At 60.6% G+C, this 20,540-nt stretch carries 17 protein-coding genes; 7 read left to right on the forward strand and 10 right to left on the reverse strand.

Annotated elements, in window-relative coordinates; all coding sequences use genetic code 11:
• Positions 1-41 precede the first annotated feature (41 nt).
• Positions 42-659, reverse strand: a complete 618-nt coding sequence (locus tag ACKUG4_RS23840) for a C40 family peptidase (protein ID WP_039767935.1) — start codon at positions 657-659, stop codon at positions 42-44.
• Between the two features lie 249 nt (positions 660-908).
• Between ACKUG4_RS23840 and ACKUG4_RS23845 the strand changes: the two genes are divergently transcribed.
• Complete coding sequence (locus tag ACKUG4_RS23845) at positions 909-1,343, forward strand: NINE protein (protein WP_445434956.1); 435 nt, start codon at positions 909-911, stop codon at positions 1,341-1,343.
• A gap of 36 nt (positions 1,344-1,379) precedes the next feature.
• On the opposite strand, the gene ACKUG4_RS23850 is transcribed toward ACKUG4_RS23845, so the two are convergent.
• From ACKUG4_RS23850 to gshB, 7 genes are all read right to left on the reverse strand, one after another.
• Positions 1,380-2,651: a dihydroorotase gene (locus ACKUG4_RS23850; RefSeq protein WP_064600076.1), complete on the reverse strand. Its 1,272-nt coding sequence runs from the start codon at positions 2,649-2,651 to the stop codon at positions 1,380-1,382.
• Positions 2,648-3,652 (reverse strand): aspartate carbamoyltransferase catalytic subunit, encoded by a 1,005-nt coding sequence (locus ACKUG4_RS23855; RefSeq protein WP_007913665.1) that lies wholly within the window; start codon positions 3,650-3,652, stop codon positions 2,648-2,650. The genes ACKUG4_RS23850 and ACKUG4_RS23855 overlap by 4 nt, the downstream gene beginning before the upstream one ends.
• 27 nt (positions 3,653-3,679) lie before the next feature.
• A complete protein-coding gene (gene pyrR, locus ACKUG4_RS23860; protein ID WP_236187499.1) occupies positions 3,680-4,183 on the reverse strand; it encodes a bifunctional pyr operon transcriptional regulator/uracil phosphoribosyltransferase PyrR in 504 nt (167 codons plus the stop codon).
• An 81-nt stretch (positions 4,184-4,264) separates the two neighbouring features.
• Positions 4,265-4,702 carry a Holliday junction resolvase RuvX gene (gene ruvX, locus ACKUG4_RS23865; RefSeq protein ID WP_007953334.1) on the reverse strand — a complete coding sequence of 146 codons (438 nt, stop codon included), beginning with the start codon at positions 4,700-4,702 and terminating at the stop codon, positions 4,265-4,267.
• The gene (locus ACKUG4_RS23870; RefSeq protein ID WP_011336368.1) at positions 4,702-5,274 is read right to left on the reverse strand and encodes a YqgE/AlgH family protein; all 573 of its coding nucleotides are present in this window, start codon (positions 5,272-5,274) and stop codon (positions 4,702-4,704) included. Before ACKUG4_RS23870 ends, ruvX begins: the two co-directional genes overlap by 1 nt.
• A 170-nt stretch (positions 5,275-5,444) precedes the next feature.
• The gene (locus ACKUG4_RS23875; protein WP_445434957.1) at positions 5,445-6,344 is read right to left on the reverse strand and encodes an energy transducer TonB; all 900 of its coding nucleotides are present in this window, start codon (positions 6,342-6,344) and stop codon (positions 5,445-5,447) included.
• A 107-nt stretch (positions 6,345-6,451) separates the two neighbouring features.
• Positions 6,452-7,402 (reverse strand): glutathione synthase, encoded by a 951-nt coding sequence (gshB, locus tag ACKUG4_RS23880; RefSeq protein WP_445434958.1) that lies wholly within the window; start codon positions 7,400-7,402, stop codon positions 6,452-6,454.
• A 224-nt stretch (positions 7,403-7,626) separates the two neighbouring features.
• Here gshB and pilG point away from each other — a divergent pair, with 224 nt between their 5' ends.
• Genes pilG through ACKUG4_RS23910 form a run of 6 tightly spaced genes read left to right on the forward strand, consistent with a single transcriptional unit; the run spans position 7,627 to position 17,492 of the window.
• On the forward strand, positions 7,627-8,031 hold the full coding sequence (gene pilG / locus ACKUG4_RS23885) for a twitching motility response regulator PilG (RefSeq protein ID WP_007953330.1): 405 nt from the start codon (positions 7,627-7,629) through the stop codon (positions 8,029-8,031).
• Positions 8,032-8,091: 60 nt separating this feature from the next.
• Complete coding sequence (gene pilH, locus ACKUG4_RS23890; RefSeq protein WP_011336365.1) at positions 8,092-8,457, forward strand: twitching motility response regulator PilH; 366 nt, start codon at positions 8,092-8,094, stop codon at positions 8,455-8,457.
• 10 nt (positions 8,458-8,467) lie between these two features.
• The gene (locus ACKUG4_RS23895; RefSeq protein ID WP_007953327.1) at positions 8,468-9,007 is read left to right on the forward strand and encodes a chemotaxis protein CheW; all 540 of its coding nucleotides are present in this window, start codon (positions 8,468-8,470) and stop codon (positions 9,005-9,007) included.
• Positions 9,008-9,020: 13 nt separating this feature from the next.
• Positions 9,021-11,081: a methyl-accepting chemotaxis protein gene (locus tag ACKUG4_RS23900; protein WP_085611970.1), complete on the forward strand. Its 2,061-nt coding sequence runs from the start codon at positions 9,021-9,023 to the stop codon at positions 11,079-11,081.
• 35 nt (positions 11,082-11,116) lie between these two features.
• A complete protein-coding gene (locus tag ACKUG4_RS23905) occupies positions 11,117-17,032 on the forward strand; it encodes an Hpt domain-containing protein (RefSeq protein WP_445434959.1) in 5,916 nt (1,971 codons plus the stop codon).
• Entirely contained in the window at positions 17,025-17,492 is a 468-nt protein-coding gene (locus tag ACKUG4_RS23910; protein WP_236187497.1) for a chemotaxis protein CheW, read from the forward strand. Before ACKUG4_RS23905 ends, ACKUG4_RS23910 begins: the two co-directional genes overlap by 8 nt.
• 264 nt (positions 17,493-17,756) lie before the next feature.
• Here ACKUG4_RS23910 and ACKUG4_RS23915 read toward each other — a convergent pair whose 3' ends face one another.
• Both ACKUG4_RS23915 and ACKUG4_RS23920 read right to left on the reverse strand, forming a co-directional pair.
• The gene (locus ACKUG4_RS23915; RefSeq protein WP_445434960.1) at positions 17,757-19,568 is read right to left on the reverse strand and encodes a glycosyltransferase family 8 protein; all 1,812 of its coding nucleotides are present in this window, start codon (positions 19,566-19,568) and stop codon (positions 17,757-17,759) included.
• A gap of 349 nt (positions 19,569-19,917) precedes the next feature.
• Entirely contained in the window at positions 19,918-20,280 is a 363-nt protein-coding gene (locus ACKUG4_RS23920; RefSeq protein WP_445434961.1) for a DUF6124 family protein, read from the reverse strand.
• Positions 20,281-20,540 lie beyond the last annotated feature (260 nt).

Genomic DNA, 20,540 nt, shown 5'->3' on the forward strand with positions numbered 1-20,540 from the left:
AAAACGCAGCCCGTGGGCTGCGTTTTTTTGTACCTGAACAATCAGCGCTGAACGACGCGCATCTGCCCCTGTTCTTTCGGCAATACGCGCTTGGCCACCACGTAATGCTTTTCCCAGTACGGCTTGTTCAGAGTGTCGATGCTCACCGCTTTGCCGCGCCGTGGTGCATGGATGAAACGGTCGTTGCCCAGGTAGATGGCAACGTGATTGACCCGACGGCTCTTGATGTTGAAGAAAATCAGGTCGCCCGGCTTCAGGTCCTTGCGTTCGACTTTCTCGCCGTGACCGCTGGCCATGGCGTTCGAGGTGCGTGGCAGGTCGAACGTGGCGTCGTTGAACGCGTATTTCACCAGACCGCTGCAGTCGAAGCCTTTACTCGGGCTGCTGCCGCCCCAACGGTATGGCGTACCGAGGACGTTTACCGCGCGACTGAGGACGTTGCTGCTTTCCTTGGTCGCCATCGGTGGCACCAGCTTGCTGCGGCCGGTGCTGCTCAGCGTGGTGTGCTTGACCTGTTTGCCTTTGTTCGAAGGAGCAGAGGCATGGGATTTAGGGGTGAAACCGTTAACGTTGGGAAGACGTTGCTCACGATTGGTGGCGTGGGCGGCCAGTGGCATTAATAGGCAAATAGTTAGCCATGTCTTGAAAAATGGACGCATTAGGCAGGGCTCTTGATGTGTTAGCGCGCAACTTTATAACAGCTTTTTTGTCACTTCCGAGGCCGTTGGTCGATTCAATCCGATGCCAACGGAACCAAATAAGCGGCAAAAAGACGCAATTGTCGGACAGAAGTCCGGTGCTATAAGGCTTTGACGGGACACACGGTAGCATTTGCCATACGTCGGCTACCTGTAAAAAAGTCACAAAGAATTAAAGAATATTTATCTATCGCGTGTATCGAGGTCTTAATGAACGGCTATCAGCTGCCCCGTGTGAAGGAAAAAGACACCCACAGCAAGGTGATCGGTTACCTGTTGTGGATTTTCGGTTTCACAGGCTCCCACCGCTTCTATTACGGCAAACCGGTGACCGGCACGATCTGGTTTTTCACTTTCGGGTTGCTGGGGATCGGCTGGCTGATCGACGTGTTCCTGATCCCGGCGATGGATCGCGAAGCTGACCTGCGTTTCGCCGCGGGCCCGATCGAGTACAACGTGGCGTGGATTCTGCTGACCTTCCTCGGCGCGCTCGGCGTGCACCGGATGTATCAGGGCAAGTGGATCAGCGGGTTGGTGTATCTGCTGACCGGCGGGTTGTTCTTTCTTGGGGTGCTGTATGACTTCTGGACGCTGAACGATCAGGTGTCGGTGCGTAATGTCGAAGGGCGCGGCGCCTTTCAGTAAGTGATGGCGAGGGAGCTGGCTCCCTCGCCATTTTTTTTACGCCTGGTGACTGATCCGGCCATCCACCAAGGTGTAACGCACCACACCCGGCAGGCTATGGCCGAGGAACGGGCAGTTCTCGCCTTTCGATAGCCAGGTTTCGCCGGCAACGGTCGAGGCCTTCGGATCGAACAGCACGATATCCGCCGCACCCCCCACCGCCAGTTTGCCCGCCGGCAGGCGCAGGGCTTCGGCCGGGCCGGCGCTCAGGCGGGCCAGCAGGGTCGGCAGGTCCAGCAGGCCATCCTCGACCAGCGTCATCGCCAGCGGCAGCAGCAGTTCGACGCTGCTGATGCCCGGTTCGGTCGCGCCGAACGGTGCCAGTTTGGCATCGCGCTCATGGGGCTGGTGATGGCTGGAAATCGCCGAAACCACGCCGGACTTCACCGCTTCACGCAGGCCTTCGCGGTCGGCGCGGGTGCGCAGCGGCGGTTGCACGTGATACAGGCTGCTGAAGTCGATCAGCGCTTCGTCCGTCAGGATCAGCTGATACAGGGCGACATCCGCCGTGACTTTCAAGCCACGAGCCTGGGCCTGAGCGATCAAGGCCACGCCGCGAGCACTGGTCAGCTGGCTGAAGTGCGCACGCACGCCGGTTTGCTCGACCAGCAACAGATCACGGGCCAGGGCCACGGTTTCAGCGGTTTCCGGGATGCCTGGCAGGCCGAGGAAGCTGGCGGTGGCACCTTCGTGGGCCAGGCCGCCGTCGGCGAGGTCGTGATCCTGCGAGTTGAAAATCACCGTCAGGTCGAACGTTGCCGCGTAATCCAGCGCCCGGCACAGGGTGCGGGTGTTGCGGAAGCTTTCCAGGCCGTTGCCGAACGCCACGCAACCGGCGTCGCGCAAGGCGACCAACTCGGCGAGTTGTTCGCCATCCAGACCTTTGCTCAGCGCGCCGATCGGGAACACCTTGGTGTTGCCGGCCTCGCGGGCGCGGTCGAGGATCAGTTCGGCCACGGCGGAGGTGTCGAGTACCGGTTTGGTTTTCGGCGGGCAGCACAGACTGGTCACGCCACCGGCCGCTGCAGCGCGGGTTTCGCTGGCGATGGTGCCTTTGCGGCTGTAGCCCGGCTCGCGCAGGGCGACGTTGAGGTCTACGAGGCCAGGAGCGGCGACAAGCCCTTGGGCGTCGATGGTTTCGACGGCGGTGAAACCGGCCGGAGCAGCGCCGAGGGCGACGATCTTGCAGGCTTCAACGTGAATATCGGTGATTTGATCCAGGCCGCTGCTTGGATCGATGACGCGGGCGCCGAGAATGCTGAGCTTCACTGGGCGTTCTCCTGCTCGAATTGGCGCTGGGCTGTTTGTCCGCTCATGGCCATGGACAGCACGGCCATACGGATCGCGATGCCGTAGGTAACTTGATTGAGGATCACCGAATGCGGGCCGTCGGCCACCGCCGACTCGATCTCCACGCCACGGTTGATCGGCCCCGGGTGCATGACGATGCAATCGGGCTTGGCGCCGGCCAGGCGCGCGGTGGTCAGGCCGAACAGGCGGTAGAACTCGCCTTCGCTCGGCAGCAGGCCGCCGGTCATGCGCTCACGCTGCAGGCGCAGCATGATCACCACGTCGACGTCTTTCAGGCCTTCGGTCATGTCGGTGTAGACCTTCACGCCGTATTGCTCGATGCCGATCGGCAGCAGGGTCTTCGGCGCGATCACGCGGATGTCCGGGCAACCGAGCGTCTTCAGGGCGAGCATGTTCGAGCGCGCCACCCGCGAGTGCAGGATGTCGCCGACGATGGCCACCGAGAGGTTCTCGAAACCGCCCTTGTGACGGCGGATGGTCAGCATGTCGAGCATGCCCTGGGTCGGGTGCGCGTGCCGGCCGTCGCCACCGTTGATGATCGCCACTTGCGGGCAGACATGTTCGGCGATGAAGTGCGCGGCGCCCGAGTCACCGTGGCGCACGACGAACATGTCGGCGGCCATGGCTTCCAAGTTGCGCAGGGTGTCGAGCAGGGTTTCGCCCTTGCTGGCCGACGAGGTCGACACGTTCAGGGTGATCACGTCCGCCGACAGCCGCTGGGCCGCCAGTTCGAAGGTGGTGCGAGTGCGGGTCGAGTTTTCGAAGAACACGTTGCACACGGTCTTGCCGCGCAGCAACGGGACCTTCTTCACGGCCCGGGCACCGACTTCGAGGAACGAGTCGGCGGTGTCGAGGATTTCCGTCAGCAACTCGCGGCGCAGGCCGTCGAGCGAGAGGAAGTGGCGCAGCTGGCCCTGATCATTGAGCTGCAGCGGGCGCTTGGTATCTAGAGGCGTCATCGCGAGGGGGACTCTCAATAGGGCGGATTAAAGGGCAAGGTCTTGCAGTTCGAGGGCCAGCTCCGGCCCGGACAGCTTGACCCGCTCGTGGGCGGCCAGCGACAGGGTCGCGCCGACCACGTTCGGGCGGATCGGCAGTTCGCCGGCGTCCAGGTCCAGCAGGCAGACCAGCGTCACGCTGGCCGGGCGGCCGTAGTCGAACAGTTCGTTCATGGCAGCGCGGATGGTCCGGCCGCTCATCAGTACGTCGTCGATCAGCACCAGATGCTGGCCTTCGATTTCGAAGGGCAGGGCGGAAGGGCGCACTTGCGGGTGCAGGCCGTTCTGGCTGAAGTCGTCGCGGTAGAAGGAAACATCCAGCGTGCCCAATGGCGCATCGCTGCCCAGCTCTTTGAGCAGGGACTGGGCGACCCAGACGCCGCCGGTGCGGATGCCGATGTAACGCGGTTCGCTGATTTCACGCTGGGCAAGGTGCGCCTTGAGGCGGGTCGCCATCTGGCTGATCAGATCGGCGGGATTGGGCAGGCTCATGGTTGCTCCTTCTCGGGGTCGAGCCGGTTCTCGCGAACCGGGGCTCGGGTTGTAACCAAAAGAAAAGCGCCGTAGCGCTTGTCAGGATTCAAATAGTGCGGTGTTTTCGTCGAGCCAGCCTTGCAGCAGCAGGGCGGCGGCGATGGCGTCCACCGGGTTGTCGCGGTAGCTGCCCTTCTGCCCACCGCGCACCAGTCGCTCGCCCTTGGCTTCGAAGGTCGTCAGGCGCTCATCGTGGGTATAGAAAGGCAGGTTGAAGCGGCCATTGAGGCGGCGGGCGAATTTCTCGGCGCGGGCGCACATCTCGCTGGGCGTGCCGTCCATGTTCAGCGGCAGGCCGACCACCACGGCGTCGGGTTTCCATTCCTTTATCAGGGCTTCGACCTGATTCCAGTCCGGCACACCGTTTTGCGCCTTCAAGGTGCACAGTTCGCGGGCCTGGCCGGTAATCACCTGGCCGACCGCCACGCCGATCTGTTTGGTGCCGTAGTCGAAGCCGAGGATCAGGCGCAGGGCCATCAGGCGTGTCCTGCCTGGCTGGTCAGCAGGCTGAGGTTGATCCCCAGGTGCCTGGCCGCTGCTTCCAGGCGCAGTTCACTGCTGGTGTTGAACAGGATGTCGGCGTCGTAGGGGCAGGTCAGCCAGGCGTTGTCGGCCAGCTCGGCCTCCAGTTGCCCGGCTTCCCAGCCCGCATAACCGAGGGTGATGACGCTTTTGGCCGGGCCCACGCCATCGGCGATGGCGAACAGCACGTCCTGCGAGGTGGACAGGGCCAGATCGCCCTCCAGCTCGACGGTCGCCTGGAACGTCTTGCCCGCCGGGTGCAGGACAAAACCGCGATCAGTCTGCACCGGGCCGCCGATGAAGATCGGCACATGCTGGCACAGCGCTGGCGGGTCGATGTCAGGGCGCAGTTGTTCGAGGATGTCGGCCAGATTCAGCTCTTGCGGTCGGTTGACCACCAGCCCCATGGCGCCATTGGCCGTGTGCTCGACGATGTAGGTCAAGGTGTGGGCAAAGTTCGGGTCGGCCATGTGTGGCATGGCGATCAGGAAGTGATGCTTGAGGTAGCTGGGGCTGACGTTTTTCATGTGCGGTAGTGTGGCGTTCGGGGGGCGAACTGACAAGCTGGAGATGTAAGCAATACACCGATCCAATGTGGGAGCGAGCCTGCTCGCGAAAGCGGTGTGTCATTCAATATAGATGTAGCTGATCCACCGCATTCGCGAGCAGGCTCGCTCCCACAGGGGGCCGCGGACGGTCAGTTACTGGAGAGCTTGTCACCCCGGGCGAATTTCCAGGTGCGGATGATTTCCAGCCGGTCGATGTCCGACAGGTCCCCGGTAAACGGTGCAAACGGTGCCGCCAGTCGCACGATACGTTGCGCCGCCTGATCCAGCAGCGGCTGGCCGGAAGACTCCAGCACCAGCACTTCGTACAGCGAGCCATCGCGGTTGATCGACACCATCAGGCGCAGATTGCCGTAGATCTGCTTGCGCCGGGCTTCGTCGGGGTAATTGAGGTTGCCGATGCGCTCGACCTTCTTGCGCCACTCGTCCTTGTACCAGGCGCCCTTGTCGCGCATGGTCGACGCGGCGCTGAGGCGGTGGATGCGCGGACGCTTGGCATACAGCTGTTGTTCGTTGGCCAGTTCGGCTTCAAGGCTGGCGATGTCGCTGGAGAGCTGCGAGCTGTCGAAGGTCGGGGCGTCGACCGTCGGTTTGGTCTCGGTCCTGGCTTCTTCTTTCTTGGTCGGCGCTTTTTTCGGTTTCGGCGCGACGGTGGTCACGGCCGCCTTGGGCGCGGCTTCCTGCACTTCCGGCTTGGCGGCCGGTGGCGGGGTGACTTTCTTGACTTCGTTTGCCTGGAACGGCGCGACCTCGGTGGTCTTGGGAATCGCCTTCTTGTCGAGGGTGCCGCTGCCTTCCTGGTTTTCCTGGGCGAGGAAGTCAGCCTTGGCCGGCTTCTTTTCGCTCTTGAAGGTAGCGAGGGTGATTTCCAGGGTTTTGCTGATCTGCTTGGGCTCGACCATGCTGAAACCCACGCCGAGCAGCAGCGCCAGGTGGATCAGCGCCGCGAGAAACAGGGTAAATCCGAGGCGATCGACCGGGCGCACGCCTTTATGGGCGAGTTCAGCGGGCAGATCGGACGGAAGTGTCATGACAAGAAAACCAACATCGCGTTTTTCACAGGCCGCGCATGATAACGCAATGTTGGTTTCACGCCTTGGGCTTCAAGCATCAAGCGACAGGCTGCATGTGATGCACATCAAGCTTGCAGCTTTTTCTCGATCGCATCCATCAGCATCCCGCCGATGTCGGTGCCGAAGGCATTGTCGATTTCGCGGATGCAGGTCGGGCTGGTGACGTTGATTTCGGTCAGGTGCTCACCGATCACGTCCAGGCCGACGAACAGCAGGCCTTTCTCGCGCAAGGTCGGGCCGACCTGGGCGGCGATCCAGCGATCCTTGTCGGTCAACGGACGAGCTTCGCCACGGCCACCGGCTGCGAGGTTGCCACGGGTTTCGCCCTGGGCCGGAATCCGCGCCAGGCAATAATCCACCGGCTCGCCGTCGATCATCAGGATGCGCTTGTCGCCGTCCTTGATCGCCGGCAGGTAGGCCTGGCCCATGATCTGCTGGGCGCCGAGGGCGGTCAGGGTTTCCAGAATCACCGACAGGTTCGGGTCGCCGGCGCGGTGACGGAAGATCGAAGTACCGCCCATGCCGTCCAGCGGCTTGAGGATCACGTCGCCATGTTTGGCGGCAAATTCACGCAGCACGTCGGCGCGGCGGCTGACCACGGTCGGCGGCGTGCACTGCGGGAACAGCGTGGCAAACAGCTTTTCGTTGCAGTCGCGCAGGCTCTGCGGTTTGTTGACCACCAGCACCCCGGCGGACTCGGCCTGTTCGAGCAGGTAGGTGGAGTAGACGAACTCCATGTCGAACGGTGGATCCTTGCGCATCAGGATCACGTTCAGATCGCTGAGCAGCGAATCCTGCTCGGCGCCCAGTTCGAACCATTTTTCCGGGTTGGCGAAGACTTTCAGCGGCTTCATTCGCGCCCGTGCCTGGCCTTCACCCTGGTAAAGGTCTTTCTGTTCCATATAGAACAGTTCCCAGCCGCGCTTCTGCGCCGCCAGCAGCATGGCCAGCGAGCTATCCTTTTTATAGGAAATGCTGGCGATAGGGTCCATGACAATCCCGACGCGAACGCTCATTGGGTTTTCCTCGAAAATTGGCTACCGGATCGGTATGAAAAAAGTGCCGCCAGAGTGGCGCCGGGCGGGTTTTCGGTCAAGGAAAAACCCGTCGATAGATTGCGTCTGGAGACTGTGCTAAAAAGGCTCCCAGCCGCGCTGGCCCTTGAGCATCAAGGGTTTCCAGCCATCAGTCATCGCAAAACGGACAAATTGATTCGCAAAGGCGACGGTAGAGCCCCCTTATGGAACAGCAGTCCAGCGCCTTGAAGGTCATGGTGATCGACGACTCGAAAACGATTCGTCGCACCGCCGAGACCCTGTTGAAAAATGCAGGGTGCGAAGTCATCACCGCGATCGACGGTTTTGACGCCCTGGCGAAGATCGCCGACCACCATCCCGGGATCATCTTTGTCGACATCATGATGCCGCGTCTGGATGGTTATCAGACCTGCGCTTTAATCAAGAACAACAATGCGTTCAAGGGCACGCCGGTGATCATGCTGTCGTCCCGGGACGGGCTGTTCGACAAGGCCAAAGGGCGGATTGTCGGTTCCGATCAATTTTTGACCAAGCCTTTCAGCAAGGAAGAACTGCTCGACGCGATCTCGGCCCATGTTCCGGGCTTCGCTGCCGCTTTGCCGCAGTAAGACACGCACAGAGACGCTCGGCCAGCGGGCCCGGTGTCGACAAGAAAAATGGGGAAGACCATGGCACGTATCCTGATCGTCGATGATTCGCCGACCGAAATGTACAAACTCACCGGCATGCTGGAAAAGCACGGGCACGAAGTGCTCAAAGCCGAAAACGGCGCCGACGGCGTGGCCCTGGCCCGCCAGGAAAAACCCGACGCGGTGCTGATGGACATTGTCATGCCCGGCCTCAACGGCTTTCAGGCTACCCGCCAGTTGACCAAGGATGCGGAAACCAGCCACATCCCGGTGATCATCATCACCACCAAGGATCAGGAGACCGACAAGGTCTGGGGCACCCGCCAGGGCGCCAGGGACTACCTGACCAAACCGGTCGACGAAGACACGCTGATCAAGACCCTGAACAACGTGCTGGCCGGTTGATCGCGCCGCCATGAGCGAGTCGCTGACCGCGTTCGAACTGTTGTGGCAGATCGACCAGCGCTGTCGCCTGCTGGCGGCGGACCTGCCGTCGCAACCGGCGCGCCAGGATCGCTGGAGCGGCATCGGCTTTCGTCTGGGCGAGCACTGGTACGTCACGCCGATGGGCGAAGTCAGCGAAGTGCTGCCCGAACTGCGTGTCACCCAGCTGCCGGGCGTCAAGCCATGGGTCAAGGGCGTGGCCAATCTGCGCGGACGGCTGCTGCCGGTCATGGACCTGTGCGGCTTTTTCGGCCATGAGCTGTCACCGATGCGCAAACAGCGGCGGGTATTGGTGGTAGAGCATCAGGACGTGTTTGCCGGGTTGCTGGTCGATGAAGTCTTCGGCCTGCAGCACTTCGAGCAGGACAGTTTCGAATCCGTCTCGATCAGTAAACGGCAAGGCTCCAAAGGCGAGTTCATCAAGGGCTATTTCCGGCGCGAGCAGAACTGGCGGGTGTTCAGCCTGTTTGCGCTGGCGCAGTCACCGAGTTTCATGCACGTCGCGGTTTAACAGGCGAGGACCGATGATCAAAGCAAAAACAGGCAAGCCCGCAGAAGGCTCGCGCAGCCGCTCGCAGATCATCGTGCTGTTTATCGCACTGATCGTGTTCATCATGCTGCTGTTCGCCAACTTCGCTTACCTCAACACCCAGGCCAACTACGACAAGCAGTACATCGGCCACGCCGGCGAGCTGCGGGTGCTGTCGCAGCGGATCGCCAAGAACGCCACCGAGGCTGCCGCCGGCAAAGCCGCAGCGTTCAAGCTGCTCAGCGATGCGCGCAATGATTTTGCTCAGCGCTGGGGTTACCTGAAGAAAGGCGACCCGAGCACCGGCTTGCCGCCGGCGCCATCCGTCGTGCGGCCGGAAATGCGCGCCGTGCAGCTGGACTGGGAGCGCCTGCTGAAAAACACCGACGCGATTCTTTCCAGCGAACAGACCGTGCTGTCCCTGCATCAAGTGGCCGCGACCCTGGCCGAAACCGTGCCGCAGTTGCAGATCGAATACGAAAAGGTCGTGGAAATCCTCCTCCAACGCGGCGCTCCGGCGGCGCAGGTGGCGATGGCCCAGCGTCAGTCGCTGCTGGCCGAACGGATTCTCGGCGCGGTGAACACCGTGCTCTCGGGCGATGAAAACTCCCAGCAGGCTGCCGACGCGTTCGGTCGCGATGCCGCACGCTTCGGCCAGGTGCTCAACGGCATGTTGCAAGGCAACCCGGCGCTGAAAGTCAGCCAGGTCGAAGACCGCGATGCCCGTGCGCGTCTGAGCGAGATTTCCGAGCTGTTCCAGTTCGTCTCAGGTTCCGTGGATGAAATCCTCGAAACCTCGCCGGAGCTGTTCAAGGTCCGTGAGTCGGCCACCAATATTTTCAGCCTGTCGCAGACCTTGCTCGACGAAGCCTCGCACCTGGCCAGCCGTTTCGAAAACCTTGCCGGCGGGCGTAACACCGACACCATCGGCGGCTACGTACTGGGCCTGCTGGCGCTGGCCTCGATCATCCTGATCGGCCTGGTCATGGTCCGGGAAACCAACCGTCAGTTGCGCGAAACCGCCGAGAAAAACGAACGCAACCAGAACGCGATCATGCGCCTGCTCGACGAGATCGAAGACCTCGCCGACGGCGACCTGACCGTGACCGCCTCGGTGACCGAAGACTTCACCGGGACCATCGCCGACTCGATCAACTATTCGGTCGACCAGTTGCGCGATCTGGTCGCCACCATCAACCTCACCGCCGGCCAGGTCGCCGCTGCGGTGCAGGAAACCCAAGCCACCGCCATGCATCTGGCCCAGGCCTCGGAGCATCAGGCCCAGCAGATTTCCGAAGCCTCGACCGCGATCAGCGACATGGCCCAGTCCATCGATCAGGTATCGGCCAACGCCGCCGAATCTTCGGCGGTGGCCGAACGTTCGGTGGAGATTGCCAACAAGGGCAACGAAGTGGTGCACAACACTATCCACGGCATGGACAACATTCGCGAACAGATCCAGGACACCGCCAAGCGCATCAAGCGCCTGGGCGAGTCGTCCCAGGAAATCGGCGACATCGTCAGCCTGATCGATGACATTGCTGACCAGACCAACATCCTCGCCCTCAACGCGGCGATTCAGGCGTCGATGGCCGGTGATGCCGGGCGCGGTTTTGCCGTGGTGGCCGACGAAGTGCAGCGGCTGGCCGAGCGCTCGTCCGCTGCGACCCGGCAGATCGAAACGCTGGTGCGGGCGATCCAGACCGACACCAACGAAGCCGTGATTTCCATGGAGCAGACCACCACCGAAGTGGTGCGCGGCGCGCGGCTGGCGCAGGATGCCGGTGTGGCCCTGGAAGAAATCGAAGGCGTGTCCAAGACCCTCGCGGCGCTGATCCAGAGCATTTCCAACGCGGCGCAGCAGCAGACGTCTTCGGCCGGGCAGATTTCCCTGACGATGAACGTGATCCAGCAGATCACTTCGCAGACCTCGTCCGGCTCCACGGCCACCGCCGAGAGCATCGGCAACCTGGCGAAAATGGCCAGCCAGTTGCGTCGCTCGGTGTCCGGGTTCACCTTGCCGGCGGCGTCTGCGCCCGTCTCGGACAAGGCGTGAGGCCTGCGGGCGAGGCAATGTCGAGCGGAGTGGTTATGGGTGACCGGCACGATTACGTGGCCCTTGAATGGGTCAAGGGTGAAATCGCCGAGACGCTGAGGCAGGCGCATCAGGCCATCGAAGCCGTGCTCGACGATCCGCAGTCCGTGCCCGGGCTGGACGAATGCCTGGCCTGCATCCATCAGGTGCACGGCAGCCTGCAGATGGTCGAGTTCTACGGCGCGGCATTGCTCGCCGAAGAAATGGAACACCTGGTCGAAGCGTTGCAGAGCGACCGCGTCAGCCACCGTGACGAAGCGCTGCACTTGCTGTTGCAGGCGCTGGGTCAGTTGCCGATCTACCTCGACCGCGTGCAGGGCGCCCGCCGCGACCTGCCACTGGTGGTGCTGCCGCTGATCAACGACTTGCGCAGCGCCCGGGGCGAAAGCCTGTTGTCGGAAACCAGCCTGTTCAGCCCGCAGTTGCCTGAACTTGCGTCTTTGGGCGAGGAAACCCTGGCGCTGCTGGAGCCGGCAGAGCTGCCGAATGTGTTGCGCAAATTGCGTCAGATGCTGCAAATGGCGCTGGTCGGATTGCTCCGCGAACAGGATGACCAGACGCACCTCGGTTATCTGGCCAAGGTCTTTACCCGCCTCGAAGCGTTGAGCGGTAACTCGCCGCTGAGCCCGTTGTGGCAGGTCGCGTCGGCGCTGGTCGAGGGCATGCGTGAAGGGCGGATCGCCAACAGTCCGGCCCTGCGCAGCCTGTTCAAGGACGCCGACAAGGAACTCAAGCGCCTGCTCGAACAGGGCATGCCCGGCCTCAACCAGCCGCCACCGCCTGAACTGCTGAAAAGCCTGCTGTTTTATATCGCCAAAGCCGAACATCCCACCGGGCAGATGCTGACCATGAAAGATCGCTACTCCCTGGACGACGCGCTGCCCGACAGCGCGATGGTCGACGAAGAACGCGCGCGTCTGGCCGGCCCCGACCGCGATGCCATGCGCTCGGTGCTCGCGGCGCTGTGCGAAGAGCTGGTGCGGGTCAAGGAACGCCTCGACCTGTTCGTGCGCAGCGACCGCCAGCACGCCTCGGACCTGGACAGCCTGCTGGCACCGCTGCGGCAGATCGCCGACACCCTGGCGGTGCTCGGTTTCGGCCAGCCGCGCAAGGTGATCATCGATCAACTGGCGGTGGTGCTCAGCCTCGCTCAGGGCCAGCGCGAACCGAACGACGCCACGCTGATGGACGTCGCCGGCGCCTTGCTCTACGTCGAAGCAACGCTGGCCGGGATGGTCGGCACGGTGGAACCGGAGAGCCCGGATGACTCGCGGCTGCCGACCACCGACCTGACGCAGATTCATCAGATCGTGATCAAGGAAGCGCGCATCTGTCTGCAACAGGCCAAGGACATGATCGTCGACTACATCGACGCCGACTGGGATCGCCAGCAACTGCAAAGCCTGCCGGCGCTGCTGACCCAGGTGCGCGGCGCGCTGGCGATGATTCCGCTGGCGCGGGCGGCCAGCCTGCTCGAAGCCTGCAACGGATTTATCCGCGAGCACCTGTTGCTCGACCCGCACGAGCCGGGGTGGCAGCAACTCGACAGCCTCGCCGACGCCATCACCAGCCTCGAGTATTACCTCGAGCGCCTGACCGACGACCCGCAGGCACCCAGCGAACACTTGCTGGATATCGCGCAGAAAAGCCTCGCCAGTCTCGGTTTCTTTCCTGACGAACAGCCCGGCGAGCCGCATGTGCCGGTGCTCGACGATGTGCTCAGCCCCAGCGAAGCGCTGGTGATGCAGGATTTGCAGGAGCTGGACGACCCGCAGATCGTGCAGTCGTTGGCCGAAGTGCTGGCCAGCCCGGTCTCGGCGGTCAACCCGCCGGCGCTGACCACGCCGGGTAGCCTGCTGCCACCACCGGCCGATGAAGAACCGGTGGATGACGAGCTGCGCGAAGTGTTCCTCGAAGAAACCGGGGAAGTGCTCGAGGTGCTGAGCGACTACCTGCCGCGCTGGTCTGCCGAGCCCGATGACCGCGCCGCCCTCAGTGAGCTGCGCCGCGGCTTCCATACGCTGAAGGGCAGCGGCCGGATGGTGCGCGCGCTGGTCCTCGGCGAGCTGGCCTGGGCGGTGGAAAACCTGCTCAACCGCGTGCTGGAACACAGCGTCGAACCCGGCCCGGCGGTGCGCCAGTTGCTGGCCGACACGCTGCTGCTGTTGCCGGACCTGATCGCCGAATTCGCCACCAACGGTCAGCGTCAGCGCCACGATGTCGATCAACTGGCGGCCCGCGCCCATGCGCTGGCCAAGGGTGACACACCGCTGCCCGCCGAAGATGTGGAAGATGTCGCGGCCCTCGATCCGCTGTTGCTGGAGATTTTCCGCAACGAAGCCGAAACCCACCTCGCCAGCCTCAATCGCTTCCTCGATCAGGCTGCCGAGCATGTGCCGTTGCAGGCCAGCGACGAGTTGCAGCGCGCGCTGCACACCCTCAAGGGCAGCGCCTCGATGGCGGGGGTGTCACCGATTGCCGAACTGGCGGCGTCGCTGGATAAACTGGCCCGGGAATTCAAGGCCCATCAACTGGCGCTAGACCTCGACGAAGTGGAACTGCTGCTCGAAGCCGAGGGCCTGTTTCGCGTCGGTCTGCGTCAGCTCAAACACGATCCGCTGGCGCCGATTGTCGGCGCGCAGTCGCTGATCAAACGCACCGAAACCCTGCTTGGCGAGCGTTTGGAGTCGATCCTCAGCGCCCCCAGCAGCGCCTTGCGGGTCAAACGCGATCCGCAACTGATCAACAACTTTCTGGCCCAGGGCATGGACATCCTGCTCGACGCCGAAAGCCTCTTGCAGCGCTGGCAGCAGCACCCCGGCGAACGTCAGGAACTCAGCGCGCTGCTGGATGAGCTGACCACCCTGGGCGAGGGCGCACACCTGGCGGATCTGCTGCCGGTGGATGTGCTGTGTGAAGCCTTGCTCGATCTATACGGCGCCGTCGAGGAAAGCAGCCTGGCGGTCAGCGAGCGGTTTTTCCATGAGGCGCAGCAGGCCCATGAAGCGCTGATCAACATGCTCGACGAACTGGCCGCCGGCCAGGAAATCACCCCGCAACCGCAACGCATCCGAGCCTTGCACGAACTGCTCGACGAGAGCCTCGACCCGTCGGCCATGGGCCTGATCCGCAGCGATGGCAGCCGCACCACGAGCATCCGCGAACTGGGCAGCGCCACCGCCGAACTGCAACAACACAGCGCCGACAGCGGGCCGGACGACGAGATCGTCGAGATCTTCCTCGAAGAGGCGGTGGACATTCTCGACAGCGCCGGCCAAGCCTTGCAGCGCTGGCTGAAGGATCCGGAAAACGGCGCACCGCTGTCGTCGCTGCAGCGGGATTTGCACACGCTCAAGGGCGGCGCGCGGATGGCCGAGGTGGCGGCCGTCGGTGATCTGGCCCATGAGCTGGAAGGCCTTTACCAAGGGCTGGTGGATCGTCGGTACAGCCACAGCGAAGCTCTGGATCGATTGCTGCGCCAGAGCCATGAGCGCCTGGCGCTGTTCCTCGAACAGTTGCACCGGCACCAGCCGCTGGATCCGGCGCAGGACCTGATCGAGGCGATCCGCCGCTTTCGCCAGGGCCCGAGCGCCAGTCCTGAGACGCCGACCGCTTCCGCCACGCAGGATGGCCCCGGCCACGATCCGGAGCTGCTGGAGATCTTCCTTGAGGAAGGTTTCGACATCATCGAAAACTCCGGCGCCGCGTTGCTGCGCTGGCAGGCCGAACCCGGCAATCGCCAGGAAGTGGAAACCCTGCTGCGCGATCTGCACACCCTCAAGGGCGGCGCGCGGATGGTGGAAATCGGCCCGATCGGCGACCTTGCTCATGAGTTGGAAAACCTTTACGAAAGCCTGTCTGCCGGCACCCTGCAGGGCAGCGCCGAACTGTTCGCGCTGTTGCAGCGCGGCCATGACCGCTTGGCGCAGATGCTCGACGGGGTGCGCGCCGGTCAGCCGTGTCCGCCGGCGGACCGCCTGATCAGCGCGATCCAGAATTTCAGCCATCCCGTGCTGGTGCAAACCCCGGCGCCCGTGCCGCCGGTTGCGGTCAAGGCCGAGCCTGCGGCCCCGGCGCCCGAGACCGGGGCGGACATGGTCAAGGTCTCCGCCGAACTGCTCGACGAGCTGGTCAACCTCGCTGGCGAAACCTCGATTTTCCGTGGGCGCATCGAGCAGCAAGTCAACGATGCGCAGACCGCCCTGCACGAGATGGAAACCACCATCGAGCGCATGCGCGACCAGTTGCGCCGGCTCGACACCGAAACCCAGGGGCGGATCCTCAGCCGTCAGCAAGTGGATGCCGAACGCCTCGGTTACGAAGATTTCGACCCCCTGGAAATGGACCGCCATTCGCAGTTGCAGCAGCTGTCACGGGCGCTGTTCGAGTCTGCTTCCGACTTGCTGGACTTGAAGGAAACCCTCGACCGGCGCACCCACGACGCGGAGAACCTGTTGCAGCAGCAGGGGCGGATCAACACCGAGTTGCAGGAAGGCCTGATGCGCACGCGCATGGTGCCGTTCGAGCGCATGTTGCCGCGTCTGAAACGCATCGTGCGCCAGGTCGCCGAAGAGCTGGGCAAGGACGTGGCGTTCAGCGTCGGCAACGCCGAAGGCGAGATGGACCGCAACGTCCTCGAGCGCATGGCGGCACCGCTGGAACACATGCTGCGCAATGCCGTCGACCATGGCCTGGAGTCCGCCGAAGTACGGCTGGCGGCGGGCAAACCGGCGCAGGGGCAGATCAGCCTCGACCTGTCCCGCGAGGGCGGCGACATCGTGTTCGACATCCGCGACGATGGCGCCGGCGTGCCGCTGGATGCCGTGCGGCGCAAGGCGATCAAGCGCGGCCTGCTGGCGCCGGACGCCGAGATCAGCGACCGCGAGGTGTTGCAGTTCATCCTCCAGCCAGGTTTTTCCACGGCCGAGAAAATCACCCAGATTTCCGGGCGCGGCGTGGGCATGGATGTGGTGCATGAAGAAGTGCGGCAACTGGGCGGCACCATGAGCATCGATTCGGTGCCGGGGCAGGGCGTGCATTTTCGCATTCGCCTGCCGTTCACCGTGTCGGTCAACCGTGCACTGATGGTGCAGTGTGGCGAGGATCAATACGCGATTCCGCTGGACACCATCGACGGCATCGTCCGCGTACTGCCGAATGAACTGGACGGGCATTTCCGTCTCGACCCGCCGACTTATCAGTATGGCGGCCAGTGTTATGAGCTGTGCTATCTGGGCGAGCTGCTGAAAACCGTGCCACGGCCGAAACTGTCCGGCCAGAGCCTGCCGGTGCCGGTCTTGCTGGTGCAGTGCAACGACCGGCACATCGCCGTGCAGGTCGACACGATGGCCGGCACCCGCGAGATCGTGGTCAAGAGCCTCGGCCCGCAGTTCGCATCGGTGCAGAGCGTGTCCGGGGCGACGATTCTCGGCGATGGCCGGGTGGTGCTGATTCTCGACCTGCTGGCGCCGATCCGCGCGATGCAGGCGCGATTGCCGCAGCGTCCGGCCGGCCATGAAATCGAGAGCGAACCGCACAAGCCGTTGCTGGTGATGGTGGTCGACGACTCGGTGACGGTACGCAAGGTCACCAGCCGTCTGCTCGAACGCCACGGTATGAACGTGCTGACCGCCAAGGACGGGGTCGATGCCATGCTGCTGCTGGAGGAACACATGCCGGACCTGATGCTGCTCGACATCGAAATGCCGCGCATGGATGGCTTCGAAGTGGCGACCCAGGTACGCCAAGATGAACGCCTGCAGCATCTGCCGATCATCATGATCACCTCGCGCACCGGACAGAAACACCGCGACCGCGCGATGGCCATCGGCGTCAACGACTACCTCGGCAAGCCTTACCAGGAATCGGTGCTGCTCGAAAGCATCGCCCTGTGGAGCAAAAAACATGCATGAACCCCGGCACAACCAACGCAGCAGCCAGCTCACCGGGCTGCTGCTGCCGCTGGCGGATCGCAATCTGATCCTGCCCAACGTCGCCGTCGCCGAGCTGATCGACTACCAGTCCAGCGCCTTCGATCTCGACACACCGCCGTGGTATCTCGGTCGGGTGACCTGGCGTGAGCGGCAGATTCCGCTGCTGAGTTTCGAGTCGGCGTGCGGCAACAAGATCGTCATCGGCGAACGGGCACGGATCGTCATCCTCAATGCCCTCGGCGGGCGGCCGGAGTTGAAGTTCATCGCGCTGCTGGTGCAGGGGATTCCGCGCTCGTACAAGCTCGACAGCCAGTTGAGTTATGTCGACGTGCCGTTGTGTGCGCTGGAGCAGGCGGCGGTGCAGGTCGGGGAGCAGGTGGCGAAGGTGCCGGATTTGTTGGCGTTGGAGGAGTTGCTGGTAAACGCCGGCCTGGTCTGACCGACCTCAGTTTCAGAGCTGGCAACGCGACGGCTTTTGTGGCGAGGGAGCTTGCTCCCGCTGGGCTGCGCAGCGGCCCCATTATTTCCAGCGCGCTAAACATTCTGCGCTACTGACAGTTCATTTCATCCGAAAGACGCAAGAGGCCGCTTTGCGACATTTAGCTGCAGCCAACCAACCACTCAGCCGTTCACTACCCCCTGTGACGCTGGCGCTTGCGTATTTTTCCCGAGCTTCTAATCGTCGCTTATTAATTTGATAAAACTAACTTGGCATCATTTCTTTATTTACACACTCCAGCTCATCAAGCCCAAATTTTTCTGAATCTTTTTTTGCAAGTGACATTTGGTTATGCCATAGGGACACCGCATGCCCACCTCGATGAGCAACTTCCCATGGTTTTGGACAATCTAAGAAATGCAGTATGACACTCTCACTTTCTCGGTTAGTCAACATGCCGGGAAATAAAAAAGTATTATATTTTCTGGGTAGTGGATGAAAATGACCTTTTAGCGCTCGATTAATCGCGCACTGATCGTGAAATATTAACTCTACATCCGGGTCCAATACGTAGCCTATTGCCTTTTTCAAAATGACCTCGGTTGCCGGATGCTTGAGATCAAATAACATGACACCAGAATTCATGTATTTTTTATTTGATATCCCATGAATCTTCATCGCTCGAACAACTTTATCTATCGGCCTATCTACGGCGCCAGACACTGGGTAACCCAGCTGATTAGTAGCAAAAATGGGTGTGAGATCGTTAGTTATCACAACGTCAGCGTCTAAATAAAGCAACTTATCATAGCCTAGGCGGGACAGCATTTTTATAGCGAACAATCTACCGTAAGCCATAGGTGGAAGTGTGCGTAGACTCAGGCAGCCGTAATGCTCTCGGGTCTTGCTGATGTCTGGCATGTTTTCGTGAATTAGTAAAAAATCTGGCCATTCCTCAAACTTTGACAATTGTCGGGATATCATTATCCAGAATGGCATTTCTACCTCAGGCAGAAATAGTGCAAGCACTGGTTTCTCTGAACAATGAGACATTTCCCTTACCAAGCCAAAAATTGCCACGAGTGCCGGGACTCGATAAGAACGATCAATACAAAAAAGAATAACGTTTTTGGCATCTGGATTTTTCAGTGGCGATCCAAATGTATTAAAATCTAAAAAACCAGAATCAGATAAATCATATCCGGACGTTAAGCCATAAGCGGAGCAAATTGCCTCTCTGCAAGAAAGCAAATCTGGAAAACGATACCAGCCTTCAACATCCTCTATCATTCCTACCACCTCTTGAGCCCCTGCTTTGCTGTCGATTACCCGTAGGACAGTTTGCATTTGTGTGTGATAGCAAAATTCAGGGCGCAACCAGTATTTTAATAACGCTCTACCAATAACAAAGTTTCCCACTTCAATATGGTAATAAATAATTCTTCCTAGGAGCGATGATGGCACACATGAAAGTTCCGAATACCCAGCAATCAGCTTTCCTGCCTCATCCAGCCTATTATGTTCGCAGAGAAAGTCTATTCTAAATTCCGCGAGGCTTGACTCCATCATAAAGTCTTGAGGAGTTATTTTTAAAAATAGCTCATCGACCTCTCTTTCTCCATAACATTCAGCAGTCAGCCTCAGCTCTAAAGCTTTTATTTTCAGATCATACGGGCAAACACCGACAAGATACTGTATTAAGGTTTTAGCGGATTCGATCTCATTCTTGCACAATAGACCAGACGCTAAATCAACTAATTCTTTTGAGTATGCTGTAACAAACTCAAATAAAGGATGAGAAATCAAATTAACGATAAATCGATCCGCACCATAGAGAACCGCGAGTGATAGCAAGGTCCTAATGGATCGACCATCGGTACTGCCATATATTCCATCCAAGAACAGTATTAGTTCATCAGTAGAGGTACTGTTTAACGCAAACCTTATTGTGAATACCTCAAGGTCAGATAAATTTTCCCGAGGTGTTTTTTTATCGCAGATGCGATAGTCTCTTTGCGTTAAATCCAGCGATTTTTGCAAATCAAGTATCATTGACTTTTTTTGGAGATCTATCATCTAAGCAGTCCTCTCGCGACGATGCGTTCACCCGCCCAGCGAAAAAGTGGAGCTATAGTTGTTCAATAGACAACAATTTAATATTTATGAATTTCATTGGGTTTTACACTAACTCAACCGGCGACTGAGTCGCACCTGTCAAAAATGACAGTCAGTTATATTGTTTTGCGATGAAAATGTCATTTTAGTGACCGATTACCTTGGCCTGGGCCATTGCAATAGCTTTTGTGGCGAGGGAACTTGCTCCCGCTGGGCTGCGCAGCGGCCCCATTATCTCCAGCACGCTGAATATTTAGCGCCTGCTGCGCAGTCGAACGGGAGCAAGCTCCCTCGCCACAGAGGTTTCGCGTCAGCGCTTGGCCTGAGCCAACGCCTCCTGATGATCCAACGCCCGCTCCACCAACAAATGCACTCCATCCGCCATACGGCTTAACGCCAAGGCCACAGACCGACGCGAGCCCTCCACATCGTCCGCCAGATCCGCCGCAATGGCGCTGATGGACAGCAAGTCTTCGGAAGCATTGGCCAGCAGGGCTTCGGTAGTGATACCAGGCGCAACGGTGAACAGCTGGAATTTTCGGCGCTTGTCCGATTTTTCGGACGCGGGTGGGAAGTAATGGGAGAAGGCGCGCTCGGCGGCTTTCTTGAGCTTTTCGTCTTCGTGGGGGGATTGGGAGTTTGTATCTGGGGGATTGGGAGTGACTTTGAACATAGTAGTACCTTCATTTAGTGATTTTTAGCTGCACCATTCGATTTCCAGGCGAAGGGGTGGCAGCTGTACGCAGGCTGGAAATCCGGGGGTAAATGAAGAAAACGTTGCATGTCTCAAAGCTGTGTCGCCTCACTGGCCCTATCGCTGGCTTGCCAGCGATGACGTCAGTTCAGGCAACCATTACTCTGACCGTAACAATCCACCACCCAGCTTGATTGATGCCCCCACCCGACACTCCTAAGGTAGCTCCACGACAGCGA

This window comes from Candidatus Pseudomonas auctus (assembly GCF_048654275.1).
In the GTDB taxonomy this organism is placed as follows: Bacteria; Pseudomonadota; Gammaproteobacteria; order Pseudomonadales; family Pseudomonadaceae; genus Aquipseudomonas; species Aquipseudomonas pharyngis.

Coding starts and splice junctions, on each gene's coding strand:
- ACKUG4_RS23840 (WP_039767935.1), bottom strand. CDS start 659: ATGCGTCCATTTTTCAAGACATGGCTAACTATTTGCCTATTAATGCCA.
- ACKUG4_RS23845 (WP_445434956.1), top strand. CDS start 909: ATGAACGGCTATCAGCTGCCCCGTGTGAAGGAAAAAGACACCCACAGC.
- ACKUG4_RS23855 (WP_007913665.1), bottom strand. CDS start 3,652: ATGACGCCTCTAGATACCAAGCGCCCGCTGCAGCTCAATGATCAGGGC.
- pyrR (WP_236187499.1), bottom strand. CDS start 4,183: ATGAGCCTGCCCAATCCCGCCGATCTGATCAGCCAGATGGCGACCCGC.
- ruvX (WP_007953334.1), bottom strand. CDS start 4,702: ATGGCCCTGCGCCTGATCCTCGGCTTCGACTACGGCACCAAACAGATC.
- ACKUG4_RS23870 (WP_011336368.1), bottom strand. CDS start 5,274: ATGAAAAACGTCAGCCCCAGCTACCTCAAGCATCACTTCCTGATCGCC.
- ACKUG4_RS23875 (WP_445434957.1), bottom strand. CDS start 6,344: ATGACACTTCCGTCCGATCTGCCCGCTGAACTCGCCCATAAAGGCGTG.
- gshB (WP_445434958.1), bottom strand. CDS start 7,402: ATGAGCGTTCGCGTCGGGATTGTCATGGACCCTATCGCCAGCATTTCC.
- pilG (WP_007953330.1), top strand. CDS start 7,627: ATGGAACAGCAGTCCAGCGCCTTGAAGGTCATGGTGATCGACGACTCG.
- pilH (WP_011336365.1), top strand. CDS start 8,092: ATGGCACGTATCCTGATCGTCGATGATTCGCCGACCGAAATGTACAAA.
- ACKUG4_RS23895 (WP_007953327.1), top strand. CDS start 8,468: ATGAGCGAGTCGCTGACCGCGTTCGAACTGTTGTGGCAGATCGACCAG.
- ACKUG4_RS23900 (WP_085611970.1), top strand. CDS start 9,021: ATGATCAAAGCAAAAACAGGCAAGCCCGCAGAAGGCTCGCGCAGCCGC.
- ACKUG4_RS23905 (WP_445434959.1), top strand. CDS start 11,117: ATGGGTGACCGGCACGATTACGTGGCCCTTGAATGGGTCAAGGGTGAA.
- ACKUG4_RS23910 (WP_236187497.1), top strand. CDS start 17,025: ATGCATGAACCCCGGCACAACCAACGCAGCAGCCAGCTCACCGGGCTG.
- ACKUG4_RS23915 (WP_445434960.1), bottom strand. CDS start 19,568: ATGATAGATCTCCAAAAAAAGTCAATGATACTTGATTTGCAAAAATCG.
- ACKUG4_RS23920 (WP_445434961.1), bottom strand. CDS start 20,280: ATGTTCAAAGTCACTCCCAATCCCCCAGATACAAACTCCCAATCCCCC.